The sequence below is a fragment of the Butyrivibrio sp. XBB1001 genome, assembly GCF_000424505.1.
GTDB lineage: Bacteria > Bacillota > Clostridia > Lachnospirales > Lachnospiraceae > Butyrivibrio.
The window spans coordinates 106,571-131,745 of the sequence record NZ_AUKA01000003.1 but is presented as its reverse complement, the minus strand read 5'-3'; the positions used below and the strand labels follow the sequence as shown (position 1 = coordinate 131,745).

At 37.8% G+C, this 25,175-nt stretch carries 22 protein-coding genes and 1 pseudogene; 1 reads left to right on the top strand and 22 read right to left on the bottom strand.

Annotated features, from left to right (window positions below):
- Positions 1 to 69: 69 nt before the first annotated feature.
- The 15 genes and pseudogenes from G631_RS0105645 to G631_RS18130 form a co-directional block, all read right to left on the bottom strand.
- Positions 70 to 1,179: a glycosyltransferase family 4 protein gene (locus tag G631_RS0105645; RefSeq protein WP_026488626.1), complete on the bottom strand. Its 1,110-nt coding sequence runs from the start codon at positions 1,177 to 1,179 to the stop codon at positions 70 to 72.
- Between the two features lie 12 nt (positions 1,180 to 1,191).
- Positions 1,192 to 1,782: a hypothetical protein gene (locus G631_RS0105640; protein ID WP_026488625.1), complete on the bottom strand. Its 591-nt coding sequence runs from the start codon at positions 1,780 to 1,782 to the stop codon at positions 1,192 to 1,194.
- 54 nt (positions 1,783 to 1,836) lie between these two features.
- Positions 1,837 to 2,979 (bottom strand): glycosyltransferase, encoded by a 1,143-nt coding sequence (locus G631_RS18140; RefSeq protein WP_035789372.1) that lies wholly within the window; start codon positions 2,977 to 2,979, stop codon positions 1,837 to 1,839.
- A gap of 1,207 nt (positions 2,980 to 4,186) precedes the next feature.
- Positions 4,187 to 4,534, bottom strand: a complete 348-nt coding sequence (locus G631_RS0105630) for an FRG domain-containing protein (RefSeq protein ID WP_026488624.1) — start codon at positions 4,532 to 4,534, stop codon at positions 4,187 to 4,189.
- 66 nt (positions 4,535 to 4,600) lie between these two features.
- Positions 4,601 to 5,143 (bottom strand): hypothetical protein, encoded by a 543-nt coding sequence (locus tag G631_RS0105625; protein ID WP_026488623.1) that lies wholly within the window; start codon positions 5,141 to 5,143, stop codon positions 4,601 to 4,603.
- Entirely contained in the window at positions 5,140 to 6,252 is a 1,113-nt protein-coding gene (locus tag G631_RS0105620) for an AAA family ATPase (protein WP_026488622.1), read from the bottom strand. Before G631_RS0105620 ends, G631_RS0105625 begins: the two co-directional genes overlap by 4 nt.
- Before the next feature lie 507 nt (positions 6,253 to 6,759).
- Positions 6,760 to 7,101, bottom strand: coding sequence for a hypothetical protein (locus G631_RS18135; protein ID WP_242829067.1), 342 nt, complete (start codon positions 7,099 to 7,101; stop codon positions 6,760 to 6,762).
- Positions 7,091 to 7,327, bottom strand: a complete 237-nt coding sequence (locus tag G631_RS0105610) for a hypothetical protein (RefSeq protein ID WP_035789408.1) — start codon at positions 7,325 to 7,327, stop codon at positions 7,091 to 7,093. The genes G631_RS18135 and G631_RS0105610 overlap by 11 nt, the downstream gene beginning before the upstream one ends.
- Before the next feature lie 89 nt (positions 7,328 to 7,416).
- Positions 7,417 to 8,484 carry a bifunctional glycosyltransferase family 2/GtrA family protein gene (locus G631_RS0105605; protein WP_026488620.1) on the bottom strand — a complete coding sequence of 356 codons (1,068 nt, stop codon included), beginning with the start codon at positions 8,482 to 8,484 and terminating at the stop codon, positions 7,417 to 7,419.
- 2 nt (positions 8,485 to 8,486) lie between these two features.
- A complete protein-coding gene (locus tag G631_RS0105600; protein WP_026488619.1) occupies positions 8,487 to 10,397 on the bottom strand; it encodes a hypothetical protein in 1,911 nt (636 codons plus the stop codon).
- Positions 10,398 to 10,557: 160 nt separating this feature from the next.
- Positions 10,558 to 11,820 (bottom strand): RNA-binding domain-containing protein, encoded by a 1,263-nt coding sequence (locus tag G631_RS0105595; RefSeq protein WP_026488618.1) that lies wholly within the window; start codon positions 11,818 to 11,820, stop codon positions 10,558 to 10,560.
- Between the two features lie 112 nt (positions 11,821 to 11,932).
- Positions 11,933 to 15,262 (bottom strand): trypsin-like peptidase domain-containing protein, encoded by a 3,330-nt coding sequence (locus G631_RS0105590; protein WP_035789371.1) that lies wholly within the window; start codon positions 15,260 to 15,262, stop codon positions 11,933 to 11,935.
- Positions 15,244 to 15,552, bottom strand: coding sequence for a CU044_2847 family protein (locus G631_RS0105585; protein ID WP_026488616.1), 309 nt, complete (start codon positions 15,550 to 15,552; stop codon positions 15,244 to 15,246). Before G631_RS0105585 ends, G631_RS0105590 begins: the two co-directional genes overlap by 19 nt.
- A 372-nt stretch (positions 15,553 to 15,924) precedes the next feature.
- Positions 15,925 to 16,035, bottom strand: a pseudogene (locus G631_RS21340) (rubredoxin-like domain-containing protein); the annotation flags it as partial.
- Between the two features lie 21 nt (positions 16,036 to 16,056).
- The gene (locus G631_RS18130) at positions 16,057 to 19,404 is read right to left on the bottom strand and encodes an ATP-dependent DNA helicase (protein ID WP_051196890.1); all 3,348 of its coding nucleotides are present in this window, start codon (positions 19,402 to 19,404) and stop codon (positions 16,057 to 16,059) included.
- A 461-nt stretch (positions 19,405 to 19,865) separates the two neighbouring features.
- On the opposite strand from G631_RS18130, the gene G631_RS20625 reads away from it, so the two are divergent.
- The gene (locus G631_RS20625; RefSeq protein WP_242829066.1) at positions 19,866 to 20,114 is read left to right on the top strand and encodes an integrase core domain-containing protein; all 249 of its coding nucleotides are present in this window, start codon (positions 19,866 to 19,868) and stop codon (positions 20,112 to 20,114) included.
- Positions 20,115 to 20,178: 64 nt separating this feature from the next.
- Here the strand turns inward: G631_RS20625 and G631_RS0105570 are convergent, their stop codons facing one another.
- From G631_RS0105570 to G631_RS21335, 7 genes are all read right to left on the bottom strand, one after another.
- Positions 20,179 to 20,520, bottom strand: coding sequence for a hypothetical protein (locus G631_RS0105570; RefSeq protein WP_026488614.1), 342 nt, complete (start codon positions 20,518 to 20,520; stop codon positions 20,179 to 20,181).
- Complete coding sequence (locus tag G631_RS0105565) at positions 20,495 to 21,319, bottom strand: HipA domain-containing protein (RefSeq protein WP_035789370.1); 825 nt, start codon at positions 21,317 to 21,319, stop codon at positions 20,495 to 20,497. The genes G631_RS0105570 and G631_RS0105565 overlap by 26 nt, the downstream gene beginning before the upstream one ends.
- 388 nt (positions 21,320 to 21,707) lie before the next feature.
- A complete protein-coding gene (locus G631_RS18125; protein WP_051196888.1) occupies positions 21,708 to 22,106 on the bottom strand; it encodes a hypothetical protein in 399 nt (132 codons plus the stop codon).
- 71 nt (positions 22,107 to 22,177) lie between these two features.
- The gene (locus tag G631_RS0105550; RefSeq protein ID WP_026488612.1) at positions 22,178 to 23,257 is read right to left on the bottom strand and encodes a HigA family addiction module antitoxin; all 1,080 of its coding nucleotides are present in this window, start codon (positions 23,255 to 23,257) and stop codon (positions 22,178 to 22,180) included.
- Positions 23,250 to 23,621: a hypothetical protein gene (locus tag G631_RS0105545; protein ID WP_026488611.1), complete on the bottom strand. Its 372-nt coding sequence runs from the start codon at positions 23,619 to 23,621 to the stop codon at positions 23,250 to 23,252. The genes G631_RS0105550 and G631_RS0105545 overlap by 8 nt, the downstream gene beginning before the upstream one ends.
- Positions 23,622 to 23,802: 181 nt before the next feature.
- A complete protein-coding gene (locus G631_RS0105540; RefSeq protein ID WP_026488610.1) occupies positions 23,803 to 24,480 on the bottom strand; it encodes a flavin reductase in 678 nt (225 codons plus the stop codon).
- A gap of 113 nt (positions 24,481 to 24,593) precedes the next feature.
- A complete protein-coding gene (locus tag G631_RS21335; protein WP_051196887.1) occupies positions 24,594 to 25,157 on the bottom strand; it encodes a DEAD/DEAH box helicase in 564 nt (187 codons plus the stop codon).
- Between the last annotated feature and the right edge of the window lie 18 nt (positions 25,158 to 25,175).

The following is a 25,175-nucleotide window of genomic DNA, read 5'->3' as shown; positions in this document are numbered from 1 at the left end:
ATTATATAATTATATTATCTGCGGTGCAAATTAGAAATGATACAAGCTGTAGTAGAAATGTAAAATGTACTATTTCATCTCTACTAAATCAATTATTTTCCTTGCTTGATTATCCCAGCTAAATTCCTCAGCCCTCTTCCGATTGTGACTGAACAATTCATTTTTGTGTTTCGTAGATTTTTCTTTTGCCTTAAGTATAGCATCTGCCAGCAATACAGCACTACTATCACAGAACTCAAAACAGTCTGTAAATTTCTCCCAACCAGCAAATTTCGTAGATATAACCATTCTACCCGCCGCTAGATATTCCAAAACCTTCGACGGAAAATTGTTCTGATTCTGCTCCAAATCCATATTTCTCGGGTTTACTAATATGTTCATCTTTTGCATCAGTTGATAATATTCGTCATCCGGAAGAAAACCAATGTATTTAATACGAGTATCTCTAGATGCCGCTTCTTTAACCTTTTCTTCCAATGGCCCCTTTCCAGAAATATAAAATACGCTACCTTTATCATGATTCATGGCTATGGCTTCTAGCAAGATATCTACGCCTGTAACATCTGTTAGAGTTCCAGCGTACATATATCTAGTTATACCTTCATCACTTGGAGGTGCAAACTCCTTAAAACTATCTAGATTGATGCCGCCTTCCATAATTTCTATATGCGCATCTTGCGCCAAGAACCTTCTTGCTCGTTCAGAAAGCGCTATGACATATTTAAACTTCTTGTAGTCCTTGGATATTGCCTTTGCTATCATTCCACGAATGAAGTTGCCATTTTCCTTCATATCACCTGTGTGATCCGCAAGAATCAAAAGTGATTTGATACCCCTTTTGTTTAGCTTCGAAATAAGACCTAGATCATAGTAAACAACGTTATAGAATATAACTATATCATCCTTATGAACTTCCTTTAATATCTTTTTCTGATATCGTAATACTGACCAAATAATTGTCTTGTCTTTATATATAATGTCATTATCGTTTAACTCTAACTGTGTATATGCTTCTTTAGCACCAGGTATAGCCACATATGACATCTCTACTATTTCATGGCCCAAATTAGTTAGTACATGTTCGAGGTTTCTTATGTATTTCCCAGCTGCCGGAGATGCTCCAGGAAGAATCTGCTCAACATCAGGGTGAAGCATTGTGGAACATATAATAAAACGCATAAATAGTTTCCTTTACTTATTTTCTATCAACAAAGATTTTTCCATTCGATTGTGATTATAATAGTCAAACTCTAATGGAATTCTGTATCTCGAATCATTTTTTACTATTGCTACCACAGCATCCTGGAAATTTATGTAATTATCTAAGCTATATTTCCTATCAGTAGATTCCCTAGTAATCTTGCTCCAAGCACACTCCCAACTAATGGTTTTTACCCCATAGTCTTTTCTTATCAGATCACGCATTCCAGAATCAAGAGGCACATTACAACAAGTAAAATTCTTGTAAATGTCTGTGTCATAATATTGAATATATAGGTATTTCATTGTCATATTGATAAGTTTTTGAATATTACCAAATGTGAATTTTCTATATTTTTCTTGCTCATAAAGCACATCTTCTATTTTTTGCTCATAATAATAAAAGCACGGATTATCACCATGGACAACACTTTCCGCATACTCTTTAACAATCTCTCTTACAGATTCCATGCCTTCAATACTATGCTTCAAACTTGCTGCCTCAGTACGCCTTGTTGCATCATCCAAAGCCTCTAAATATATAAAGTTGAAAACAGCCTTTCGTATTTCTATATTTGACATAAAAACCTCCCCAAAAAGAAGTGGCGTATATAGAGATTACTAAGAGATTATATATTAAACATTCTTTAAAGAGACTAATATGTTTTTAGGTCCATAGTCAACAGTTATTCCTTTATTATAATCCAGTATCTCTTCGCATGCAGTGTCTTTGTAAACTATTGAGTATGTCCCACAAGCCTGAGCTTCTGCTGTAGTAAGTCCAAATGTTTCTTCATAACTTGGATTCACAAATACATCTGCTGCCGTATAAATCTCCGCAAGTTCTTTTGCACTGCTTGTTCTTGGAAGGGCAAGAATACTTGGTGCTTTCTTCGACAGGTCTTTTATCTGTGAGTCAGACAGTCCCACTAGAACAATCTTATTATGTCCATGCATTTCGGTATTCTCTTCCAGAAGCCTTGACAGCTCAATAAAATCATTAAGCCCCTTGCGCTCATTCCATATACTTGCAACGCCTAGGATCATCTTTTTATCCTGAATTCCATGGCCTTGCTTGAAGGTGCTTGGGGTAGGTTTGAAGATTTCTGTGTTTATTGTATTGTAATGAACTTCTACCGGGTATTCTGAGAGAAAGCTCTGTTTCACTTTTTCTTTTAACCAATTGGAAGGGGTAACTATAGTCAGATTTGGTACTCCGGTGAAGGCCTTTTTCTTGCGGCTATAATTGTCTGCGCTATTGTCTGTAATAGCCTTTGGGTACTGGTCTAACTGAGGACAATTATTGCAACCTGACTTCCATTTATCACATCCTACATATGTAAAGTGAGAACAATGGCCTGTAAATACCCAGCAGTCGTGAAGGGTCCACTTAACCTGCATTTGAGGCCGTGACTTGATCCATGCAAATAGGAGTTCGTAGTTTATGTAGTAGCCATGTATATTGTGAAGCCATAGGATATCTGGATCATATTCATCTGCCCACTTTAGGAACTTCTTCGTGGCTGCCTTTGATGCAAGGCCATGCTTATCTGTAAGTCTTGAGTATATGAGGTGGGAATAGACATCGATATTATTGCCGATGCGTATTCCATATTTCTGTATATCAGGCAACTTGTCTTTGGAGACTTTGAAGTTCCTGCCATATGCTGCTTTTACTTTGTATCCGTTTTGCTGGTACTCTCTGGCAATGTTCAGGACTATATTGCCTGTGGAACCAAAGCCCAGGACAGAATTTATGATGAGGAGTCGTTTTGACATGTGTTGTTATCCTTGGTATAGGGTAGTGATTGTTGCTTATTGGTTTTGCGATTTGCTTCACCTTAACAGGTTTCACGGGAGGTTCTTGGGAACGGAAAAAAATCAAGCGGTTATGCTAACGCATAACCGCTTATATTATAGCATATACTTGAGATGGAGAAGGTAACATATTGTAATCATATTATAGGGCTGTCCATTATGATTGGTGCTTGCTTGCTATCTTTGTTATCTTTGAGAACGCCCTGCAAATATGAATTCACCTATAATATTGATATGCCCGATGTAGCGCGGCGCACGCCGCCTTACATCGGGTTGATTACCCATTATAGCATCACACAGCCTCTGTCAAGGCTGCGCAGCACCGACGAAGGAGGCTTGGCCTTGATGGAGGCTGGGGGATGCTATATCTGTAAGTCCTCAAACGCACGTATGTGTTCATGATACCATAATTATGTGATGATTTCCCAAATCATTTTTATGGAAGTTATCTCATGACCACTTCGAAAATCGTCCACACGACAACCTTCAATAAATGGGCTGACCTTATACGTGAACAACACTCAAGTTTTTCTAACTACTAAAGCCTGGCGTGAACAGCATCAGGTGTCAAAGGACAAGTTTTTTCTACTGGAAGCGTAAACTCAAAAATCAATTTGTTGAATCACAGCTACCAGAGATTGTTCCTTTAGCATCGCCCATCTCTCAACCGTGTTGTACAAGTTGTGCAACTGATATAACCATGGCTACTTCTTCTCATAACAATCGACGACATTTCAATTGAGATTAATGACAACTCCTCTGAATTTCTGCTCTCCAAGGTTATTAAGGCGGTGCGTCATGCTTAAGGATGCCGATTTTAGTTACTTCCCAGCAGTATATGCAGTTTGCGGTCGCGCTGATTTAAGATGTGGGATATACTCACTCGCTCCCATTATCGGGAGAAAGTACAAAGTAAATCTTTGTGAATCTTTTCTCAGAGCCGAAATAAGATTCACTTCAGACGACATTATACAGAATTCATCAAGTCTGTGGGTGCCATAGCAGCAAAAGGCTCCATAGCTGCAGAAGCATATGCCATGCTAACTGAGATATTGCATCTGGATAACAACTTTGATGACCTATCTACCTCAAAACGCAAAAAGCAACGTCAACTAGTTCTAAAAGAAAAGGTTGATGCTTATTTCGCATGGGTAAAACTCAAATGCAGTCAGGTTACCCATGAATTGCTTGTAATATCCAATAATCTTGTGCTAATTCCATATTGTTGTAGCAGAGATAACTTTTCTAAGGGTTTCATCGTCCTATTAAATAGTTCTGGTAGCCTGTAGCGAGCCATTTCTACCAAATATTTCTCCAAATTCAAAATAGATATATCTATTGAACTTTTCCTATTTCTTCCTATCGATGGAAGAAGTTTATAAGCAGTTGATCCTTGCCCTCTAAACAATAGTTCCTTCTTGCATAGTGGTCTATCATTTTCTAATGCTTCCTCAACTGATACCACTTGTTCAATATACTGTGAAACACTATTTACCGAAGATATCTCTACGTCCATAATCTCCTCCGTCTAATATAATTGCGCATCTTCCAAAGACATCGCGTTTTCAAAGATAGTATTCTGTTAGTAGCGCAATAACTCCGCCAAGCACAGCTCATCCTTCCCATGAGCCTTACCCCTAAGCTTCTGATACTGTTTTATTGCATCTACAAGCACCTCAACATTATCTCCAAAGTAATCCTCATAGAACTGAGTGCTATTGTCGTAAGCCTGTTTACCTAACTTGATATTAGCTTTGGCATACTCTTTTGGACTTACTTTGGACTTTACCTTTTCGTAATCCTTTAGCTTACCCTCAGCTATAATCAACAACATTTCGAGCTCAGGTTTAGTGCAATACTTATCCACTTTAGTTATCTTTGTTTTATAATCTTTTGGAATATCTAACTTCTCATTCTGCTTATCGCCAATGCGTAGCACTTCCACTTCTCCAGGAAACATGTTAAGTCCCAGTTTGACCTGAGCGTTATTCTTTATCTGTCTAGCGTGAAAAATGCTTAATCCTAGCAGATTATCTTCTGAAAAAGTAAGGCAGCCATGTTCCAAAAGAATATCCATTACCTTCTTTTCATTCGAGCCTTCACACATTACTAGCAGTCTTTTCATTTAAGCTCCTTCTTCAATGACATCAGAGCTTCGTAATTTACCGCTGTCTCGAAAACGTTATTATAGAACTGCTTACTCTTTAAGAGTTCCGCTCTTACATCATAGTCTTTGTACATGTTGTGGATATTGACCTTTTTATCTGCCTTGGTGATGTAGATATTGTCCTGTCTGCCAAAGAGATCCAATAACTCACAATAATGAGTTGAAAATACAAGGGTTGAATTGTATTTATTTACGCTCTTATCCTTGTAAAGACTTATGATGTTCTCAACTAGTGTCTTATGGAAATGATTCTCTACTTCATCAATGATGAGGTCATCGCCTTCGAGCAGAGTCAGCACGACTAATGTATAGAGCAGTAGTCCCTTGGTTGTACCATTTGATAATCTTGAATATAGCTCTTTATCTGACAGAATCTCAGTCTTGCCGCATGATGTGAGTTTGAAATTACTATCATCTACCATCTTAAGGCTAGTAATGTTCTCATCAAAGATTCGGATGATGTTCATGAGCACTCTATCTGGCATATCTATTATTCTCTGCGCCATGAATGCAGCTTTATAAATGCCATATCCAAGGTCAAAGCTGCCATAGTAAAAAGCTCTTCTACTGAGTTTTTTCATCACAAAAAATACGCTGGATGTATCCTCAGGAAGTTCTCCATCTAGCGGATACTCTTCGTAGCCTTCTTCATCAAATATGCTATTTACGTTTGTTTTATAGTATTTCTTGTATGTGATCTTCTGATCAGCAAACAGAACTTTATCACTTATTTCATCTTCTTTTAACTTGGTCTGATATTTGTAGATTTTACCTTCATGATAAAAATATATGGTTAGCTTTACGCCATCTAAACTGTATTCCTTCTTGTTTACGCGAAATGTTCCTAGTATGTCATAGCACACGCTGAGAAGGTCTAACACAGAAGTTTTACCAGAAGCGTTTTTGCCCACAACTCCTATTGTAGAAAAAACAAAGAGTCCATCTGCTATCTCCTGCAATTCATACTCTTTATCTTCTGCTGTTTTCCTTGCTGTAGGAATGTAGCTGATTTCAAAATTATCTGCACAGTTTTTAAATCCAGAAGCGATTACCTTTAAAATTTTCATAAGTTTTATCTCCCTTCTGAGATTATTTTACAATATCAAATGATTTAAAACAACTTTTTTGTTTGAAAGCTTTTCTAGCATACTTAAAAAGAGCTTTTGGATGCATCCAAAAGCTCTATAATACGAATAAGGGACGCACTGCCTGTCACCGTGAAAATTCTGTGAACATTATACCACACCTCTCTACACTCCAGAATCTTCACATTCCTCACTTGCTCTGCTTGATTACCAATCATCTACCAGGTAATAGGAGTCAACCTTGTGCTTTGCACACCGCGAAGCGGCTTGAGGTTGACTCCTATTACTTGGTAGATATCATAACTACGGCAGAGCAAGGGTAAAAAAGCGGTGTGGAGAACCACACCGCATCCGCTTATGTCATCAGACCTAATATTTTTTCCACATCCCATAGCTCGTTAGGGAAAATAGAAACATCATTTTTATGTTTTCTTATTATTCTCACAGGCTCGACTGTATTGTCATATACATGCAATATATCGCATATTTTCATGAGCTCTTTGATATTTTTAATAGATTTATAGTATCGTGCTCAGTGAGCACGAACACGCACTTAATAAAATAACCTTCTTCCTTTGCTTTTCGAAGAATATTCAACTTGTAATCTGAGGAAAGCACTGTCTCAAAAGTAAAATCTTTTTTCTGCGAAAGAGATTCATATCTTTTATCATCAACGAATTTTGCTGCCTGCAAGTTATCCATGCCAGTAGACGCAACTACATCATCAGCGTTAGTATACTCACCCACAATTTCAAAATAGCTAGTAATAGTACTTTTTCCTGATCCGTTGGGGCCTGCCAACACCAAAATCATAGGTTTTTTAGTTGACATATGTCTTCACCCCATTAGCATGCTTCACATAGGCCTGCTTTGTTTGGAGATCATATCCTGCAATAGGTTTACGACATATTTTAGCTTTTTTAATGGCTGATTTTACTGCTTCAACTGCCCTATTATCCATTTCTTTATCTCTCTTACTAATAGCTTCAGCCGAAGTATTCTCTCCCGTGATTACTTTTACTTTATATTTTCCAACCTTACGTACATTCTCTGCCATAATTATCACCCTTCCGTTCAAAACACTTCCCCTTTTCCTACCTTCATTATACATCCTACCATTGGTGCCTGTCACCAATGTGGTACACTTTAGTTTCGTTTATTCTTGCCTGCGTATATTACTTCCCTCTGCACCCAGAAGCTTACAAAGAAAAGCACAGTATCAACAACGATCTTCACTACAATCTCTGGTAAAAAGGGCATCATTCCATGAAGTACTGTAACCAACGTTCCGCTAAGAAGCATGATCACAATAGCTAAAACACAGTACCCGAGAGCTGCTCTTAACTTGCTGCCCTTACCCTTAAACACAATCTTGTAATTAACTAGAAAGTTGTAGGTCGCAGAAATTACCCTCGCAAGGATAGTTGACAGCATAATATAGCCCATAGGTAGGGCCAGTCCTCTTGTCATGTGGCAAAACAGCATGAAAAAGCACGCATCCACCACGCTTGATGAAAGGGATGAAAAGATAAACTTCAGGAACACCACATAAATCCTAAATGAATCTCTTATTGGGTTAAAGTGGCTGGTTTTGTTTCCCTCAAGATAAATAGTCTCGATGGGCACCTCCACAATCTTAATCCCCAGTTCCTTGGTGGCCAGGAGCATGTTAGTCTCAAACTCGAACCTCTCTCCCTTTTCCGTCAAAAGATATTTCATAAACTCTTTTGGGATTCCTCGCAGGCCTGTCTGGGTGTCACTTACACCAATTCCTGTAAGGACCTTCATAACCCGGGATGTGGTCTTATTGCCAAACTCAGATCTGGAAGGGACATTCTCACCATCGAAATTGCGGCATCCCAAAATAAGAGCATTTTTTTCATCCTCCAGGGCCTTTATACATCTTTTTATATCTGCTACGCTGTGCTGGCCATCAGAATCTGCCGTCACAACGCCAACTAAATCTTCGAACTCATTGAGGCAATAGTTAAAGGCAGTCTTTAGCGCTCTGCCTTTACCCATGTTCACCGCATGCCACAGGACAATAGCGCCGAGATTACGGGCTTTTTCAAATATATCGTCGTACTCTTTTCCCACGGAACCGTCATTTACCACGACAACCGGAGAAAGCCCCGCTTCATTAACTTTTTCAAGAAGTCCTATGAGTTTTTCATCAGGCTCATAAGACGGAATCACAAGTGCAGTCCTTACCATCGTCACCTAACCATCTCAAGTTTTATATCATCGCCAAGAGCCTTAACCCGATAAACCGCGCCAGGCTCATATATTTCTCCCTCATCCAGCAAAAGAACTAAGTTCCCCGGATCAAAATCCTCAAAAAGAACCACATAAACGTAGCTTGCGTGGCTCTTTTTGATCCTGTCAGCGATAACTTCCGCCGAGTCTTCATTAAGAACAACGTCGTACACTGCCGCCACCGGGCTAAGTTCCTTACTAATGTACGCATCATGAACCCAGTGGTACTCACGGCCATCCTGGATTACAAGAACTCTTTTGCCTATAAGCTCGGGATTTGACAGAGCTTCAAGGATTTCTCTTCCCTCATCTCCCACCATGTCCTCATAGGCAGCTTCATCTTCCGAAAGGGTATTTCTGTACCCATACAAATAATTATAATCGCCCACATAATCCGCAGTCAAAAGTATGGCTACTGCAGCAATGGCAAGTGGTGCAAGGCCTCGAATCTTGGGAGCCTTAGCTCCATGCTCATTGCCTTCAACAGACTCTACACAAACTGATCCAGTTCTGCCTCGCACGTACATCCCTATCAGGAGCACCGACGTTCCCAGCGTAAAGGGACTTCCATACCTTCCCAAGGAATTGGCCATGGCAAAAGCATCCAGATACTGCTCCTCAGTCTGGAAAATAGAAACATGGGCAAGGAAAATCACTCCATAGGTCACAACGAAGGTAAATAAAAGATACAGGTTCAGCTTCTTATTCCTAACCAGGAAAAGAGCCACAGCAAAAATCAGCACAACAGCCACACCGGTGGAAATATCCAAAGTCCAGTTGTGATCTGCATGCATAGGCATAGTCCAAAAGCCCTGTATGAAGTACATCATCTTTTCCGCTGTGTTCTCAGGCAGATGATAGCCGGACTTTGCCATCTTGATCCCGGCACCTGTCAGCTTAGCAACTCTCCTATTTATCAGGCAAAAGATAAGCCAGCTAGCATAGAATCCACCAGATACTGCGATGGATGCCCAGATACCTTTTCCTTTTTTACCAAAGAGCACATAAAAGATCAGGGCAAAAATAGCCCACTCAATACCTACAGACTTGGTAAGTAAAAGAAGAGTTGTAAATACAGCAATGCGGCCGAAGTAGAAGACATCACTTGCGTCCTTCTCATAGTCCACAATTGCAAGGAGCAACGCACCATAGATAATCGCCATAGTAATATCTGCAGGTGTTCCGTAGAATATGATTCCACTAAAAACTCCTGGAAGAAGTAATACGATAATATACCATACAATCTGAATAAAGCAAGTTTTGGCACCAATTACAGAAGTCTTGTCCATGGCTTCACCTGATTTAATTGAGCTTCCATGCACACTTTCAATCCCCGCCAATGGCATAAGAAACATAGCATTCAGCGCAAAATACCCTGCGAACTGCAAACTCTCACGATACTGCATGCTACTAATCTGCAAAAATATCCACTTCCATATGGTGGTCACCGGAGGATAATCTCCAAACTCCGGTGAAACATTTCCGTATTTTCCAGGAAATCCATTTATAAAGAACATCTCTTTAGCATCAGAAGACCAAAAGTTAATGTCATCCCACCAGGTGAACATCTCGCTTCTTGTCATAAAGGCAACGAAAGCCACCACAAGCCAGAAAGTAATTGGGATTGGTGACAACAGCGGCTTTACCACATCCTTAATAGTAGATGTACGAAATGAATAGACAACCTCGAAAGCTATATAAACAGCCGAGATAACTCCAATCCACTTCATGCCCCGAAACATGGCCAGCACATACAGGATCATTATTAGAATCCCTGCTGCCACTGGTGCTGTATCCACAATATTCTCTTTAAATCTGTTTGATAGCCTGGCTGCAAACAGCCACAAAGCTATACTCGTAACAACAAACATGAAAAATCCTCAAAAACAAAAATCACTTCCCAAGAAGTATCCTCACATAAGGCGTCAGGGAATAAATACACGCATGCCCCAACCCAAAATTCTTTTTAAGGAAATAACACAGTGGTGCCTCGTGAAAATTTATATCTTTGCAATCTATCTAAAATAGATTTTATAGAGCTCTATACCCTGTTCCTCTGCCCACACCAGTTTTCTGAATGTAACCATCTTGATTCATCTTGTTTAATAACGCGACAATCCTGGTTTTCCCAAGTTCAGCTTTTTGGGCAATCGTTGTGCTTGAAAGACTTTTGGGGCCGTTTTCCTTAAGAATTTTCAATATTAGTTTTTCAGTGTCTCCAAGAACTTCTTCTGATTTTGTAAGAACTGGTAGGATAACCTTGATCATATTATCTGTTACAATATACTGAGGTTTCATAACGTAGTCCCTGTATGTTTCGCCAATTCTTCTAATACCGGTACCAAAACGTTCAATCATTTTAAGTCTTAAAAACACATTGCATATAATTCGATTCCTAGGAATAGATATTCCTCCATTCAGATATTCCTCAAGTGTTATTCCTTTGGGAAGTCCCCCTGGCGAAGTAATCTCTATTTTGTCCTTAAACATATATACTGTTATAGCAGCGTCTACATCCCATGTTCTGTGTGCTAACGCGTTAGCAATAGCCTCACGAAATGCTGCCTCTGGAATCAATTCTTTGGCATCTCTGGTACTGCCAGTGATTTCTTCGTATTGATAGTATTTCTTGAACATATCAATAGCATCAAAATACTGAGCCAGTATAGACTCATTATCATAGGCTTCGCGATCCATAATCACATTGATAGAATCCCCAAATCTAACTACGTTCACACCAGGAAAGCTGTTTTCATCAGCCAATAATTCTGCTGCCTTATTAAAACCTGATTCCTTAGAATATAGTTCTAAAGTTGTAAGAATATCTTTTGATATTTCCTTTACTCCTAGTTCTTCTTTTAATAGCTTTTCTAAAACATTAAAAGATAGGCTCTGATTTTTAGCCTTTAATTCCTCATAAGACAAATTATCCCCTTCAAGAATCAATCTACTAAGTTCTAATCTGTCCATCTCAACTGTGGAAGTATCATTCCTTTTATAAGCCTTTGAATCGTAATAATATGGCTTGTATGTCCCTTCGTAGACAGTTAATTCAATAATCTGCTTCTTTTCATCAACTTCAATGGAATAATCTGGTTTAGGTTTTATGTTGTCATTTATTTTACTTTCTATATCAAGGCACCTTTTCTTAGGATTACTGATTCCTATTGTATTTCCATCGTCATCTATGCCAAATAAAATCTTTCCAGTTCCATAATTTGCATATGCACTTACAGTCTTTAAAAATGTATCTGAAATTTTAAGTTTAAACTCAATACTCTTGGATTCTCTCATAGTAGGCCCTTCTTTCTTGGGCATATTATAGCATGAAGTGAACGAAAAGTGAACGCAAAAATTTGCGTTCACTTTTCGTTCACTTCGTAAATAATTATGATTATTTAATTTCCTAATAAGCCAGCAAGCTCTTCTTAATACTACGCCCTAATGGGGTATACTCTTTAAAATCATTTATGAAGTCAGCTCTTCTTGGTTCATTGAATTTCAGTGCACCTTGTTCTTCTAAACGGTTGAATTTGCATTCCGATTGAATAAGTAAGATGTCCCTTGCTAAAGCTATGTTAATGTCATCGTATGTGGAGTATATAGACTTTACAGGCCTTAGCGTTTCACCAAGACGACCAAAATCAGTCATATCATTTAACATAGCCATCAAACAAATCCTTGTTCGCTCATCCCTTGCTTCCTGAGCTAATTCTCTGTTTTCTTCACAATACAAGGTATAGTCCATTGTTTTTGTTTTGCCTATTTCAACTGTCATGATAAGTCTGATTATCAGGTTCTTATCATATGTACCTGAGTATCTGCAGTATTCCTCTTTTTCCAGATTCTCTGGAAGATAGAGCAACGCAATATATGACGCTTCGAGAATCCTCTGTCCATAAGTTTCCTTGTGATCATCTTCTTTCAGCATTGCTTTACGTTTCTTTTCAGATATAGGCCCCTTTTTATTATTAATATTCCACCCGAGAATAGGTATATCAATAATTCCACGAACTTCTTGGAAAATTTGCGCGCTATATATCAGTGGCTTTTCTATATCTTCTCCTGGATTAGCATCCAAATACTTTTTAACTTCTGTAAACAAGGCCTCCATTTCTTTGAAATAGACAACTAAGATGCTTTCTTCCCTTAGATACGAATCAGTCAATGCATCTTTTTCTTCCAAATAATTATGAATTAGATTAATTGATTCCTCTAATACCTCATGGGCATCTTTTGCAGTTTTAGAATTATACCTCTTGTTGTAAAAAAAGGATTTTTCATCAATCTCAGGATTATCTATCTTCACTTGAAGCAACCTGGAATATATGAAGTCACACAGCATAAATAGATCATATTCTAGGAGTTTATATCTCTTTTTGCTGGCTATACTCAAATGAATCTTACTTGAGACAGCGCAAAAGAAATTGTTAAAATCAAGTCCGGCATGAATGTCATCAATAAAAGCATCAACATTTGTAAGTCCCAACCCGAAATCATGGTTCCTATCCCCATAATAAGCTAGCTGGAACGCTCTGTTAAACGCTCTTTTTTTAGAGTCACCAATCAGCATGATCAGGTATTTTTCGCAGGCAGAAAGATCTCTGGCAGAAAAAATCTCTGCTAAATGCTTGGATCTTTCTACATAGTACAACATCTCATTGGAATCAGTATCCTCTTTCAGGAGCTTATCTATTATTGCATTACTATTTGTATTATCTTGTCTTGCATAAATGTAGATAAGCATTGATTTCATCTGAGGAGGGACTTTATCCAGACCAATAGAAAGCGCATTGATTGCCTCCGGCTTGTTCTGAAGTTCGCGCCTGATCATAGTGGAAATATCTCTTGAAATGAACATTCGCAAAATTGAGTTTTGTGCTATTTCTACACCTGAGGATGCTAATTGTTTGTAATTAATTACCTCTTGCACATAATATTGTGAAATCAAATATTTGCACAATTCAGGCTTACTCTTAATCTTGCAAAATGTAGCATACGAAATCTTATTATCATCGCTTAGTTCATTAAGTTTGTCATATTTTTCCCCATAGAAATACCAGAAATATGCCGCTTGATTTATGAAGTTGCCATAATTCTTGCCAAACTGTCTTTCAATATCATCTTTCATGATATTACGATAATATTTGATAACTTCGGCCCCCAATGAAGGATTCGCCGCCATTTCAGAGATAGACTCATAATTCTTGTACATAAAATTCAGGCTTATCTGTGATTTTTTGTACTTTCTGATTATGTCCTTTACTTTGCTGATCTTTCTTTCATCGCGAATCTTATTCAATGCTAAATAGGACTCTATAAACCTATTAAAACGGCGCGCTCTTATACCGTCATAAATAACATTTACCTCGTTGATATAGATTACGCATCCTGAGTACTTATCCCATTTTTTTGAATACTGGATATAGTTATATGTATTAACAGCAGTTATTATCCTATCGTCCTTCTCCGAGATATTCTGGGCATGCTCAAAAATATCCCCGTCTATATAAACATCATCTGACAGGAAGTTGCCGTCATCAAAGCCATCTAAAATGTAGACTGCATTAATCTTTTTTCCATGGGAATACTCACCCAAAACTTCTCTGGACTTTTCCATGAAATCATCAAAATATTTAAGAATACTCTCCTGAATGGTTGATGGTTCTACATTCTCAATAGAAAATTCCAGCTCATCTCTTCTTAGCAAGTCTTCTATATTGAAATAAAAAGGAACATAAAGAGACTTACCTGTAACAAATTTATTTAGAAGATAGAAATACTCTATTCCTAGAAATGTTGTTTTTCCTGAACCGCATGTTCCAACCACGTTAAGAATATGCTTGCCATCTCCGGTAGTACCTCTTCCTTCAATTCTCTTACTAACCCATTCCAGTAGTGTTGCGCTTCCTAAATCAGCTTTATGCTTTTTTACTACGGATTCATACTCCATGCATCTGCTGCATGACAAGAACAGGTCAGAAATATTCTTAACTAAGCCCTCATCCGAATTAAGTGCATCAGTATAAGCTCTGAATTTCTTTCCGCTTTTTACAGACAAAAGCTTATATGAGCTTTCCTTTATAAAGGGCTCAGACAACTCAAACGCCTTCTGTGGAAGTTCTCCTACTGAGGCTGCCATAATCTTTTCCTTGTCACAGTCACAGATTTCCCACGTTGGAAAAGCCAAAGATGTGTTGCTTTCCGCAGAATACTTACTACTAGCAGCAAGTGATTGAATACCACAAATAGCCTGCTTATCTAAAGAATAAATAGGCGCTCCACTATTTCCATTATCCCCAATTTCTTTAGACAAGATCTTCAAGTACTTTGTTTCACTTGTCTCGCCATTAATTTTGCCACTAGCGTTTACCATCTCATGATTCACGGTACTACTAAAGCAATAAGTAGCAACATTACTAAGGGAATTGATGTCACTTGGCTTTTCAAAGAGAATTGGCATATAGGTTGAAAATTTCTTATCTATGGCCAGCAGCGCATAGTCATGCTTGTCGTCATGATGTCTGGAAATAATATGTGCATCAGAAGAAACACCGCAAGAATCTAGTGTGATCTTGCTGTGCTCATCAATATCGCCAAAAAGGTGACCAGCTGTAAGTGCCAAGTTATCAGCACAAATCCACCCTGTTCCAACATCATTTTTATCTATGCTTATCTTACAGCCACATTTCTTTAACCGTTCATAGTATTGATCACTCATTTCTTGTTTACCCATTTCATCTTCACCCTAAAATTACCTTCGACTTTTCCTGAGATCACTACAATTTTGCCTTCAGTGTTAAGGCTGATACCGCATTCAATTTCAATTTCGTCGGCAGTGCTGGATATTTCGCTTACTTGGCTCTTTATGCCCTCATAAATATTCCCGATAGTTTTACCAACATTGTCTATAAGATCCTGAGTAATTGCTTTTGGACCTACTCCTGTCTCACGCATGCCACTGCCTTCAGTTTCATATGGTTCGATATAGTACTCCATTTCTTCATTTTCCACTTTTAACATCATAGCTTTTCTCTCCTTGTCATCATTTTTTGTCCCAAAAGCTCTCCGTGATCAATTAATAGCTCGTAAAACTACGTAAAATCACCGTGTCTACAGTAAGAATCGCACAATAAAATATCAATTGTCAATCAAAAAATTGAATATTTATTTCAAAATTATAAAAAAGAAATAATCTGGCTTTTTAACTGGATTTCTAGCTACATTTGACCACTAAATAATCAGAACCACCGGCTTAGCCGGTGGTCAGACCGAAGATAAAGTGGCTTTGAGAGCGCTGTTCTCAAAGCCACTTTGTCTTCGGTCTGAAGTGAACGCAAGATTTTGCGTTCACTTTTCGTTCACTCTTATGAACGATAATTCTTTTTTCGTTCACTCTCAATAATTCTCAGCCTTAAGCTGGAAGTATGCCTGTGGATGGTTGCAAACTGGGCACACCTCAGGAGCTTCTTTTCCCACTACGATATGGCCACAGTTGCTGCACTGCCATGGTGTTATCCTCCTAAAAAATTATACTGCTTCATTAACCGCTGTCGTACTAGTTATTCCCAGCTTACTCTCTATGATTGGAAGTGTTATCTGTTCTACCTGTTCTTGGGTAAATGACTTGATTACATCCCTCATGGTCTCTGAGCTCCAGTAAATTTTCAAGCTCTTTTTGGCCCTTGTTATTGCAGTGTAAAAGATAGAATGGGTTATCTTTTCAGCATTGTTGGAAGGAATAATAACCTTTACAGAATTATATTCAAGTCCCTGTGCCTTGTGGATAGATACCGCATAAGCTATCTGGAATGGAATAACTGTCTTTTTCTTTTCTTCATCCGTCAGCTCATCATCCCAAGCAATTACATCAAAACGAATCACTGATTTGCCATTAGGAGTAATACTTACTAATTCAATACCCTCTTCAGCACATTGTTCTGATGTAAAAAAGGCCTCCACTTCAATGGTAAATGTAATCTTTTCGTCTTCCTTGTCAATATCAACGATTTTGCCTTTTAGGTTATTGTACAGTAGCTCAAATCGCTTTGTGTCCAGGAATAATATCTTGTCACCGGTTTTAAAAATCCAATCATCCCAAGTATATTCCCTTCCACTTGTATTGGCATTTTGAAAGTATCTGTTTATATTGTTGAGACCAAATACTCCGTCGTAGTTCAGGCACAACACCACTTCATCTTCATCAATTGGCTTAAAAATTGCTTCTCCCAATTCTTCAGAATAATCACCATCCATAGACAATTTTTCTTCTATAGTTGGCTTCTTGTTTCTTACTTCATCCCACAATGCCTTCAATAGTGGGCTATCTGTACGCCAGTTATTTAGTAATTCGACATTGGCGCCTTCGGCTCTGATAATATCTTTTGCATAGTAAAACCAGTTTCCAAAATCAATTGATTCTATCTGGTAGATGTCCCCCGACATAACAATCATCTTGGCGTTATACATTTTGCCTATTGCCCCAATCATAGTTCTGTTATCAATTGTGCTGCACTCATCTATAAACACAATCTCTGAATTAACGTATATGCTAGATTTTGCCACACTATCAATTGTAGAATACTCAACATTACTATGATAACCAATGCGTCTCTTTAAATTTTGTAATGCAGTATGGGTCTTAGTCAGGAAAAGCTGCGATGATCCTCTCATCATATCTGATAAATATTCAAGGAGTGTAGTTTTCCCTGTGCCTGCAGCGCCATATATAAGCATTATTCCTGAATATACAAAAGCATATTTAAGAGCTATTTCTTTGTTAATATCAGTGATTTCAGCCTTTTTGCTTCTAATATAATTTTCATTCAATCGAAGTCTTTCGATATTTCCAGACCTGGATCTACCAAGTAAATTGCCTAGAATATTGACAGTGTCTCTTTCGTATGAATCTATAACTGCCAGATTGGTGCTTGGATCCATATTTATTTTATACCCGTTGGCTTTTTCCCATAAATCCAAGCTATCATTGTAATTTATGATAGCTTCTGCACCACCAATTTTATCTATATCAAAATAGAGTTCCCCTGTTTCTTCTGTGAGAGTTTCCATCGTGGAATATGGCTTAACACAGTCAACTTTTGTTTTATTATTAACCACTTCAGATACAGCCTCTACATAGTTCTTGGTTGACTTAGTTCCAGTAAGATTGGAAACAAGCGGATTATATTCAAAAGGTTTACATTTTGAGCAAATATGAGGCTCATCATACATCCAATAATAATTATCTCGTGGCATGATGCTTTCGAGGATTTCTTCTTTCATGGACAAAAGAGCAAACCTTACTGTATGCTTTCCATTTTTAACAGGGGAAGCCTGGAAAGAATAGTCACGGCGCAATTTTATGAGAACATCTCCAAATATATGCGTCTTAGCAGACTTATAAATATAGTCATATATTTTTGCGAAATCCTCATCGGAAGAATTGATAATATCAAGCAAATTGGCACTAGTTCCTGTCAAGTAGTCCATAAGGCTGTCATATTCACCGTATTTTCTACTGATTGCCGAAGGCACTTTTACCATCTTCGCAATCCTATTCAAGCAAGTAGGTGCGATGGATATTTTCCAGTTATTCAGCACCTTTATCTTACTATTTACACCTAAAAGAGTTAGATCTCTTTCTATATAACTTATCTGTATAGAATAATCTGTATCTATATCAATTTTGCTAAACACAGTAATTCTGTTATATTTCGTAGCATACATTCCTGCAAGCTGAAGAGTTAATTCATAGTACAATTCGCTGCCGATCTTTTTTTCCATTTTATTCTGAATATAATATCTAGGAGCAGCCACAACTCTTTTTGTCGTGTCAGCTTTTTCTATAATATCCGCAACTGCAGTATAATATTGTTCATTCAATGTATCCGTGTCTGTAGGAAAATCCTCCAAGTTCCCTAGTACACTTAACCCACATTTTTCTTTGAGGAACTTCCTAATCTTCCAAAGGTAGCTATAGTATTTGAGCATAAGTCTTTCTGACTGTCCGGCTCTGGGAATTCGAATTCCAATATACTTAAGTCCTTTCAGAAAATCGTAAAGATACCTTGTTTCCGGGTCATACTGAGCTATTCTCCATGCTAGCTGCTGGCTAACATCTGTATATCCTAATTTTATTGCATTCATGACTAGGGTTGCATAACACAATGAATATAAATTCCTAACCATTTTTTTTGAGCAACTATCTCTGAGTTTAACATTCCCTTTAACTTCGTTTATTATCTGAGATAGATCATTACATGTTTCATTTATTATATCTAAAGCCTCTTCCTCAGTTATCTTGCTACTATCAAGATTGTTTAGGAACAAATGATTATCCGCAATCTCAGAGAGCTTGCTCCAAAGCTTCTCCATTCCTGCGTAATCGGTTTTAATCTCATCCTGAGGAAATAAATGAATAGTCGCACTTTCTTTTGAAAAATCTATATCATTTATAAATTCAGGAGAAACATGCTTCCAAAAAAGTCGATGCGAGCGTCGATCTGGCGAAAACAGAACTATAAACAATATTCCAGGATTCGACGTCACCTTATATCCTATAAAAGCTGGAAATGCCAGACTGGTTAGACTATAAGATATTACGCCGCCACTTTCCCTATAATTACGGGTACCTTTTATCTGAACATCGAATATCTGCTCAGGAATTCTAGAAACGTCTGGTTCCGGCACAAATTCAAAAAAGCCATCATGATTAGGCCATTTGTCATTTGCCTTAAAATCTGAATATATCCGTCCTCCAAATGAAAGGTCAGAATTTAATGCATTTACCGCGTCTTTGTCTTCTGCTTCTCGCTCCGAATGAGTTGCCACATGCTCATTATAGTATTGTTTGAGCTGTGCCCTTTTAGCTGCATCCATATCCCCCATACCCCTTTTTCACATTTTTATTTTTAGTTTTTGTGCTAACCACCTTAAATACTGATTTACTACATTCTAGCAATTGGAAAATCCAGCGTCAATGCGCTTTTTCACCCATTTCGCCCATCAATAACTCTTCCATAGTGCATCCCAAAGTTTTCCTACGTCTTATCATGTTCATTGTATCTCTACAGAGATAGTTAACACCCAAGGCATCTATATCGCTACAGCGATACACTTTCAAGTTCGTAAATAAAAATGCAATATACCGCCAAGGCTGTACTCTCATTACACCTCAGCAATATATTGCACTTTAAGTTAATTCCACTTACCCATAATTCACAATTATGGCTTCCTTCAGATATATCATTCCATCCTCAAAATCAAGAGTCCTCATCTTTTCCACACAGTAGTGCCTGTCACCAATGTGGTCAAGCGCTTGGCGTGAGGCAACTGAAAAGATGCAGCGTAGCTATTCCCATAGCGGTTATCCATACGATAATGCCTGCATAGAATCCTTCCATTCCTTGATTAAAAGGGAGTGGCTTAACCGCTTTTCTATTATCAACTACAAGCACGCATATAGGCTTGTATTCGAGTATATCGAAACCTTTTATAGCACCGTTAGGATCCACAGCCACTGTGACTATATGTCTCCTAATGAATTTGAAGAACTATATGAGAGGGTTATGGTTACACCTGCTGCATAAGCAGGTAAACCTCTCATTTTAATTTGTACTTTTTATTGACATAGGGCCAAATAATTTCAAAATCCTATTGTTCACGAACCACAACAAAATTATCCTGTATAGATTCTCCATTTGTTTTTTCTAAAATCAAATCTTCTCTATAATTATTCAAACCATATGATTTTAAAAACAAACCTATGTTTTGCCTTTCACTAGGAACAATTCGGTTTCGTACCCAGACCATGCTATTTTGAGGGCTCATTGTGTACTCCCCCTTGCTCGCACTAGCCCTTAACATCATTGGAAGTTTCTTTAAATCTTGCCCCTGTGGTATAAATATACGAAACTCACGTTTTCTTTCATCATATTGCAATGTAGCCACCGCTGTATTCTGCGAACGTTTATTTGCTATTCTGTATTTCTTCATATCTCTGCCACCTCTTTGTTATCATTCCCCATATCTTTTTTCCATATACAGAAGGCAAGATTTCATCAATACCTCTCATAATATAGCCATAATCATCCTGAGAAAGAGAATTTAGTTTAATATCTTTAGGAATATAATTAAGGTTTTCCTCCAGCGAACGTGTAAAAAAATAATTGTTACACATCCTATCTTTCATTACATCATACTCAGAAGCCATTTCTTCATTGTCGTAACACGAAAATAACAAAGAAACTCCATGATCAAATAACGGTGCTAGCTGTATTGTCCCATCCTCATTTTGAATCAATTCAATATTTGCTCCATGCCTATCACGATTACATATAAGATAATCAAAAACCATCATCTTATAAATCTGCTCATCCCATCCCCTTTTTTTGCAAAAATCAATAGGCATTTCTTTCCCCTGACGCATCAGCTCAAAATATGCGTCAAAGGCCATTTTCTCCTGGCTATTTTTCCGAAAGTTTTTAGATGAACACATCCATGTTTCATATTCATTATCATCAATATTAACCAATGCATGTATCAATCGATAAGACACATGATTTATTCCCAACACGTCCAGTAACCTCGATGCTATAAGTTCATTCACAGATTCGTGACCAATTATGCCTCGATAGTCCGAATTGGATAACTTATAATAAGTCCGATTAATCCCCGTACCCACATACGTTTTAAGAAAACTTCCAGGTGTACCTTGGGACGTACGTGTACGATCATTCCATTCGAGATATCTATAATCCTGAAGCTTAAATATAATATCGTTCTTTTCTATCATTTTCATGACTCCATTTTGTAACTCACAGTCTGACTACGTCATCAAATCAATTAATTCACATCAATTTCTATCTTTTCCTGAACAGAGTTACCTATTTTAAATCGTGGCAATACCAATCCTTACGTAATTCTTTAATAATATCATTTACGTTCTTTGTACTGCCTGTATCACTGTCAGTTGGCAACTAATAAACCACTTCATATTAATCAGTAAATGATTCGTGTATAACCATTGTAACAGATTTATGTGGTGTTTTTTCAAATATCACTGGTATTTATAATAATCTTATCACCTATAATATTGCATCGTGCAAGTATATACTGATTACCACAATTCACTTCTACTGCATAAACATTTGGGTCCATCTCAACAATATAGAAATTATTCCTCACACCTCTTCTTCAAAGTCTTTTTCATAAAACAAGAATTTACGGCAGGCCAAGAGGATTGTAATGCAGACGATCCTGATCAGTATTTCCAGTGGAGCCTCATGCTCAACTACAAGGCCTCTGGCAAGAGCGAATATCAGTACTTCCACTATGGTATTCATAGAGTGCTTGATCAGCATTCTGATGAACTCTATGACAATGACTGCGTTAAAGGCTGTGACCAGAATGTCCTCTATGTAGTCATCAAAGGCCAGCTCCGTAAGAGAAGCCACATGTATTGCCAGCTGCAGGCAGCTATAGGCAACGCCTATCAGGAGGATGGCAGCGACGACCTTTTCCAGAAAGCTTGGCATTCTCAGTATTATATTATGAATTCGTTCTATATATTTTTTGCTCATTGCTCCAGTCCCTTTCTGCGTAAGCAACTGTATTAGTATCGGTATTAGCATTGGTACTATTACCGTTTATACTATACTCGTCCGGTAACAAATTTATATTTGTGTCTAAGCACATTTAATGTCCTATCTGTATATCCTACCTTTTTATCATTTAGTAGCCTTCCTAATACAATACCTGGGTCTCTACCTATTCTGTCCGCAAATTGTTTTATAGATTCAGCATCAAATCTTCTCTGTCTCAAAAATTCTTTATAATCTGTTGGATCAATCAGCATGTTCTGCGCATATGTATTAGCTTTTTCTTCTATCTCTCCTTTCTCCATTTCAAAAGATATGCCAAAATCTCCATTCATGATATGTCCTATTTCATGAAACAATGTAAACCAAAAAGTATCTGCATATAATCTTCTATCATTGACCATGAGCATAATATTATTTCCAACCTTCTTTGTGGCGCCATTTGTATTTGAACCTGCCATATTAGGCAATACCACAAATATAACTCCCGCATCGTAAAAAGCTTTTTTTATTCTTTTAAGAAATTCCTTGTGATTAGTTGTCTGAGTCAGCGCATAACAAACTGCTTCTTCAAATTTCTTTTTATCAAATCTAGGAGCTTCTGCTTCCAGGGCTTTATTTGTAGCTATCTGAACCATAGCATTCGCCTTTACTATACTTGCCTCATTCATTTCAAGCTTACTTCTAAAGTTTGCAGCCATATCTTCTTTTTTTAGGACTGTTAGTGATGAAACTTTCAGAAATCCTCTTGTCTCTGCAATTTGCGCTTCCTTTTTCCTAGGATGATCCTGAAGCCCATAATTAGTTCTGAAATACTTATAATCTAGATATTCGAAAACCTTCTTTTCATTTTCTAATTCTTTATCTGATTCGAACTCCGCTACTAAAGCGTCATATCCTTTTTGAAGATTGAGCCAATATCCAATGGTCGTACCAGTAAGCCTTGATAACTTCATTGCAATATCATTTGACAATCTCTGTTCTCCGCGAATAAGAATGCTCAAATTCTTTGGTGTAGTATCAAGTCTTTTGGCAAAGTCTTCCTGCGTAAGGCCACTTGTTTCAACTAATTCCTTTATGTAATATCCTGGGTGAAATGCAACTTTATCTTTATATTCAATATACTCACTCATAATGATTACTCACTTTCTTAATCTCAATAATTTCAACAGTTCCTGCAATCTCATCAATATTACACGGATCAAATGGTTCTTTATTTTCATCAAGCGGCCTTAGTATAATTCTCCAAGGCTCCTTCTTAGTTTTTACATCTATTGCAAAATACCCTTTATATTTATTTTTGCCCTTATCGTGCAATTCATGAAATCTAAATTGAGGTTGCACTATAATATCCTTTATTATTTCTGCACTACTAAGCGCGGCAATCCTTGCGTGCAAACTTAACGCTAAAGCCTTATTGCCTCCAAATAATTTCTGTGCATCCTTTATGCTTGTACACTGACTTTCAACTTTTGAGTCACTATATATTATTTCCACATAACGTCCTCCTTTCAAATTACCTATCAGGTAATTTTATTATAGCACCAAGTACGTTTTATTCAATATCATTCAATAAATAAAGGCAACAAACACGAAACTCTCGCGGTTGTTGCCTTTCTAGTAATATAGTAATCTCAAAAGAAACATTGGTGCCTGTATATGCACGTAAGGGCTCCGACTACCTAACTATCTTCTCAAAATCTTCTTTTCCATGCTTACAGATCGGGCAGATAAAGTCATCTGGCATTTCCTCGCCCACATACTCATAGCCGCAGATTCTGCATTTCCATACTGTTTCGCCCTTAGGCACTGCGGATGGATCTACTGGTTGTGGCTTTGGCTTGATCTCATCCTGATAATATGCATAAGTGCAGGATGGAGAATCTGAGAGGACCACCATTTCTGTTGGTTCGCAGATGAAGAGGGTATGTGAGCCAAGGTCTACTTCCTGCTCTACCTTCAGGGAGAAGTAGGCATTGGTGCCTGCTGTGATATATGGGATGCCATTATCAGCAGTTTCGTAGATGTTAGATGCACTGGCGCCTGCCGATATTTCTTTTGCCAAGGCATCGAGAGCGTCGGGAGCAAACTTATCTACGGTCTTGCCAGTCTGGAAGCCGAAGTGCTTGAAGAGCTGAAACTTAGCTTCGGTGCTGAGGACAGAGACATTGCACTTTCTTGTCTCTTTTACCATGTCATGAGTAAGGTTAGCCTTGTTGACGGCGATAGATATGCGGTTAGGGTCTGATGCCACCTGGATGGCGGTGTTGATGATGCAGCCATTTTTCTTATCACCTGAAACTGCGGTGCAAACAAATAGTCCGTAAGATAACTTGTACATAGTCTTGGTATCCATATGAGGTGCTCCTTTCTGTGGGTTGTGTGTGGAGTTACTGTATTACAATCTGCTTAAACATATAATTAAACACAAGATCAAATTCCTCATAAAACTTTTATAAAATAGTTTAATTATATCTTGCATAACCCTTGTTTCTGTGCACGTTCCTTAGCAGTATATCTGAATCTAATAGGTCCAAATTGCATGAATACCTTCTTTTCAAGGCCATCTTCTCTTTTTGGAGTCGCTGTCAATCCATATACATATCTTGCTTTCGCAGTTCCTATTACATCTTCTACAGTCTGTGCAGCTCCATGATGGCACTCATCCATAATCACCATTCCGTATTTTTCAATGATCGGATCAATATCATCGCCTTTACCCAAAGATGAAAAGATCGCAACATCGACAATGCCGGTCATTGAATTATGCCCTGCATATAGTTTGCCTATCAAACTTTTTCTTTTTCTGATTCTTCCTGTTTGGGTTTTATATTCTGGTAGCTCCGCATTTATATCCAAGAATTTCTCTAAGTCTTCTACCCAGTTTTTCTGTATCTCCGTATTATGAACAAGGATTAAAGTGTTAGTTTTTCTTTGGGCTATCATGTATGCACCAACAACAGTTTTTCCAAAAGATGTTGTGGCGGCAAGAACTCCGTTATCATGCTCAAGTATATCTTTTGCTGCTCTCATCTGTTCTTCATAAAGTTT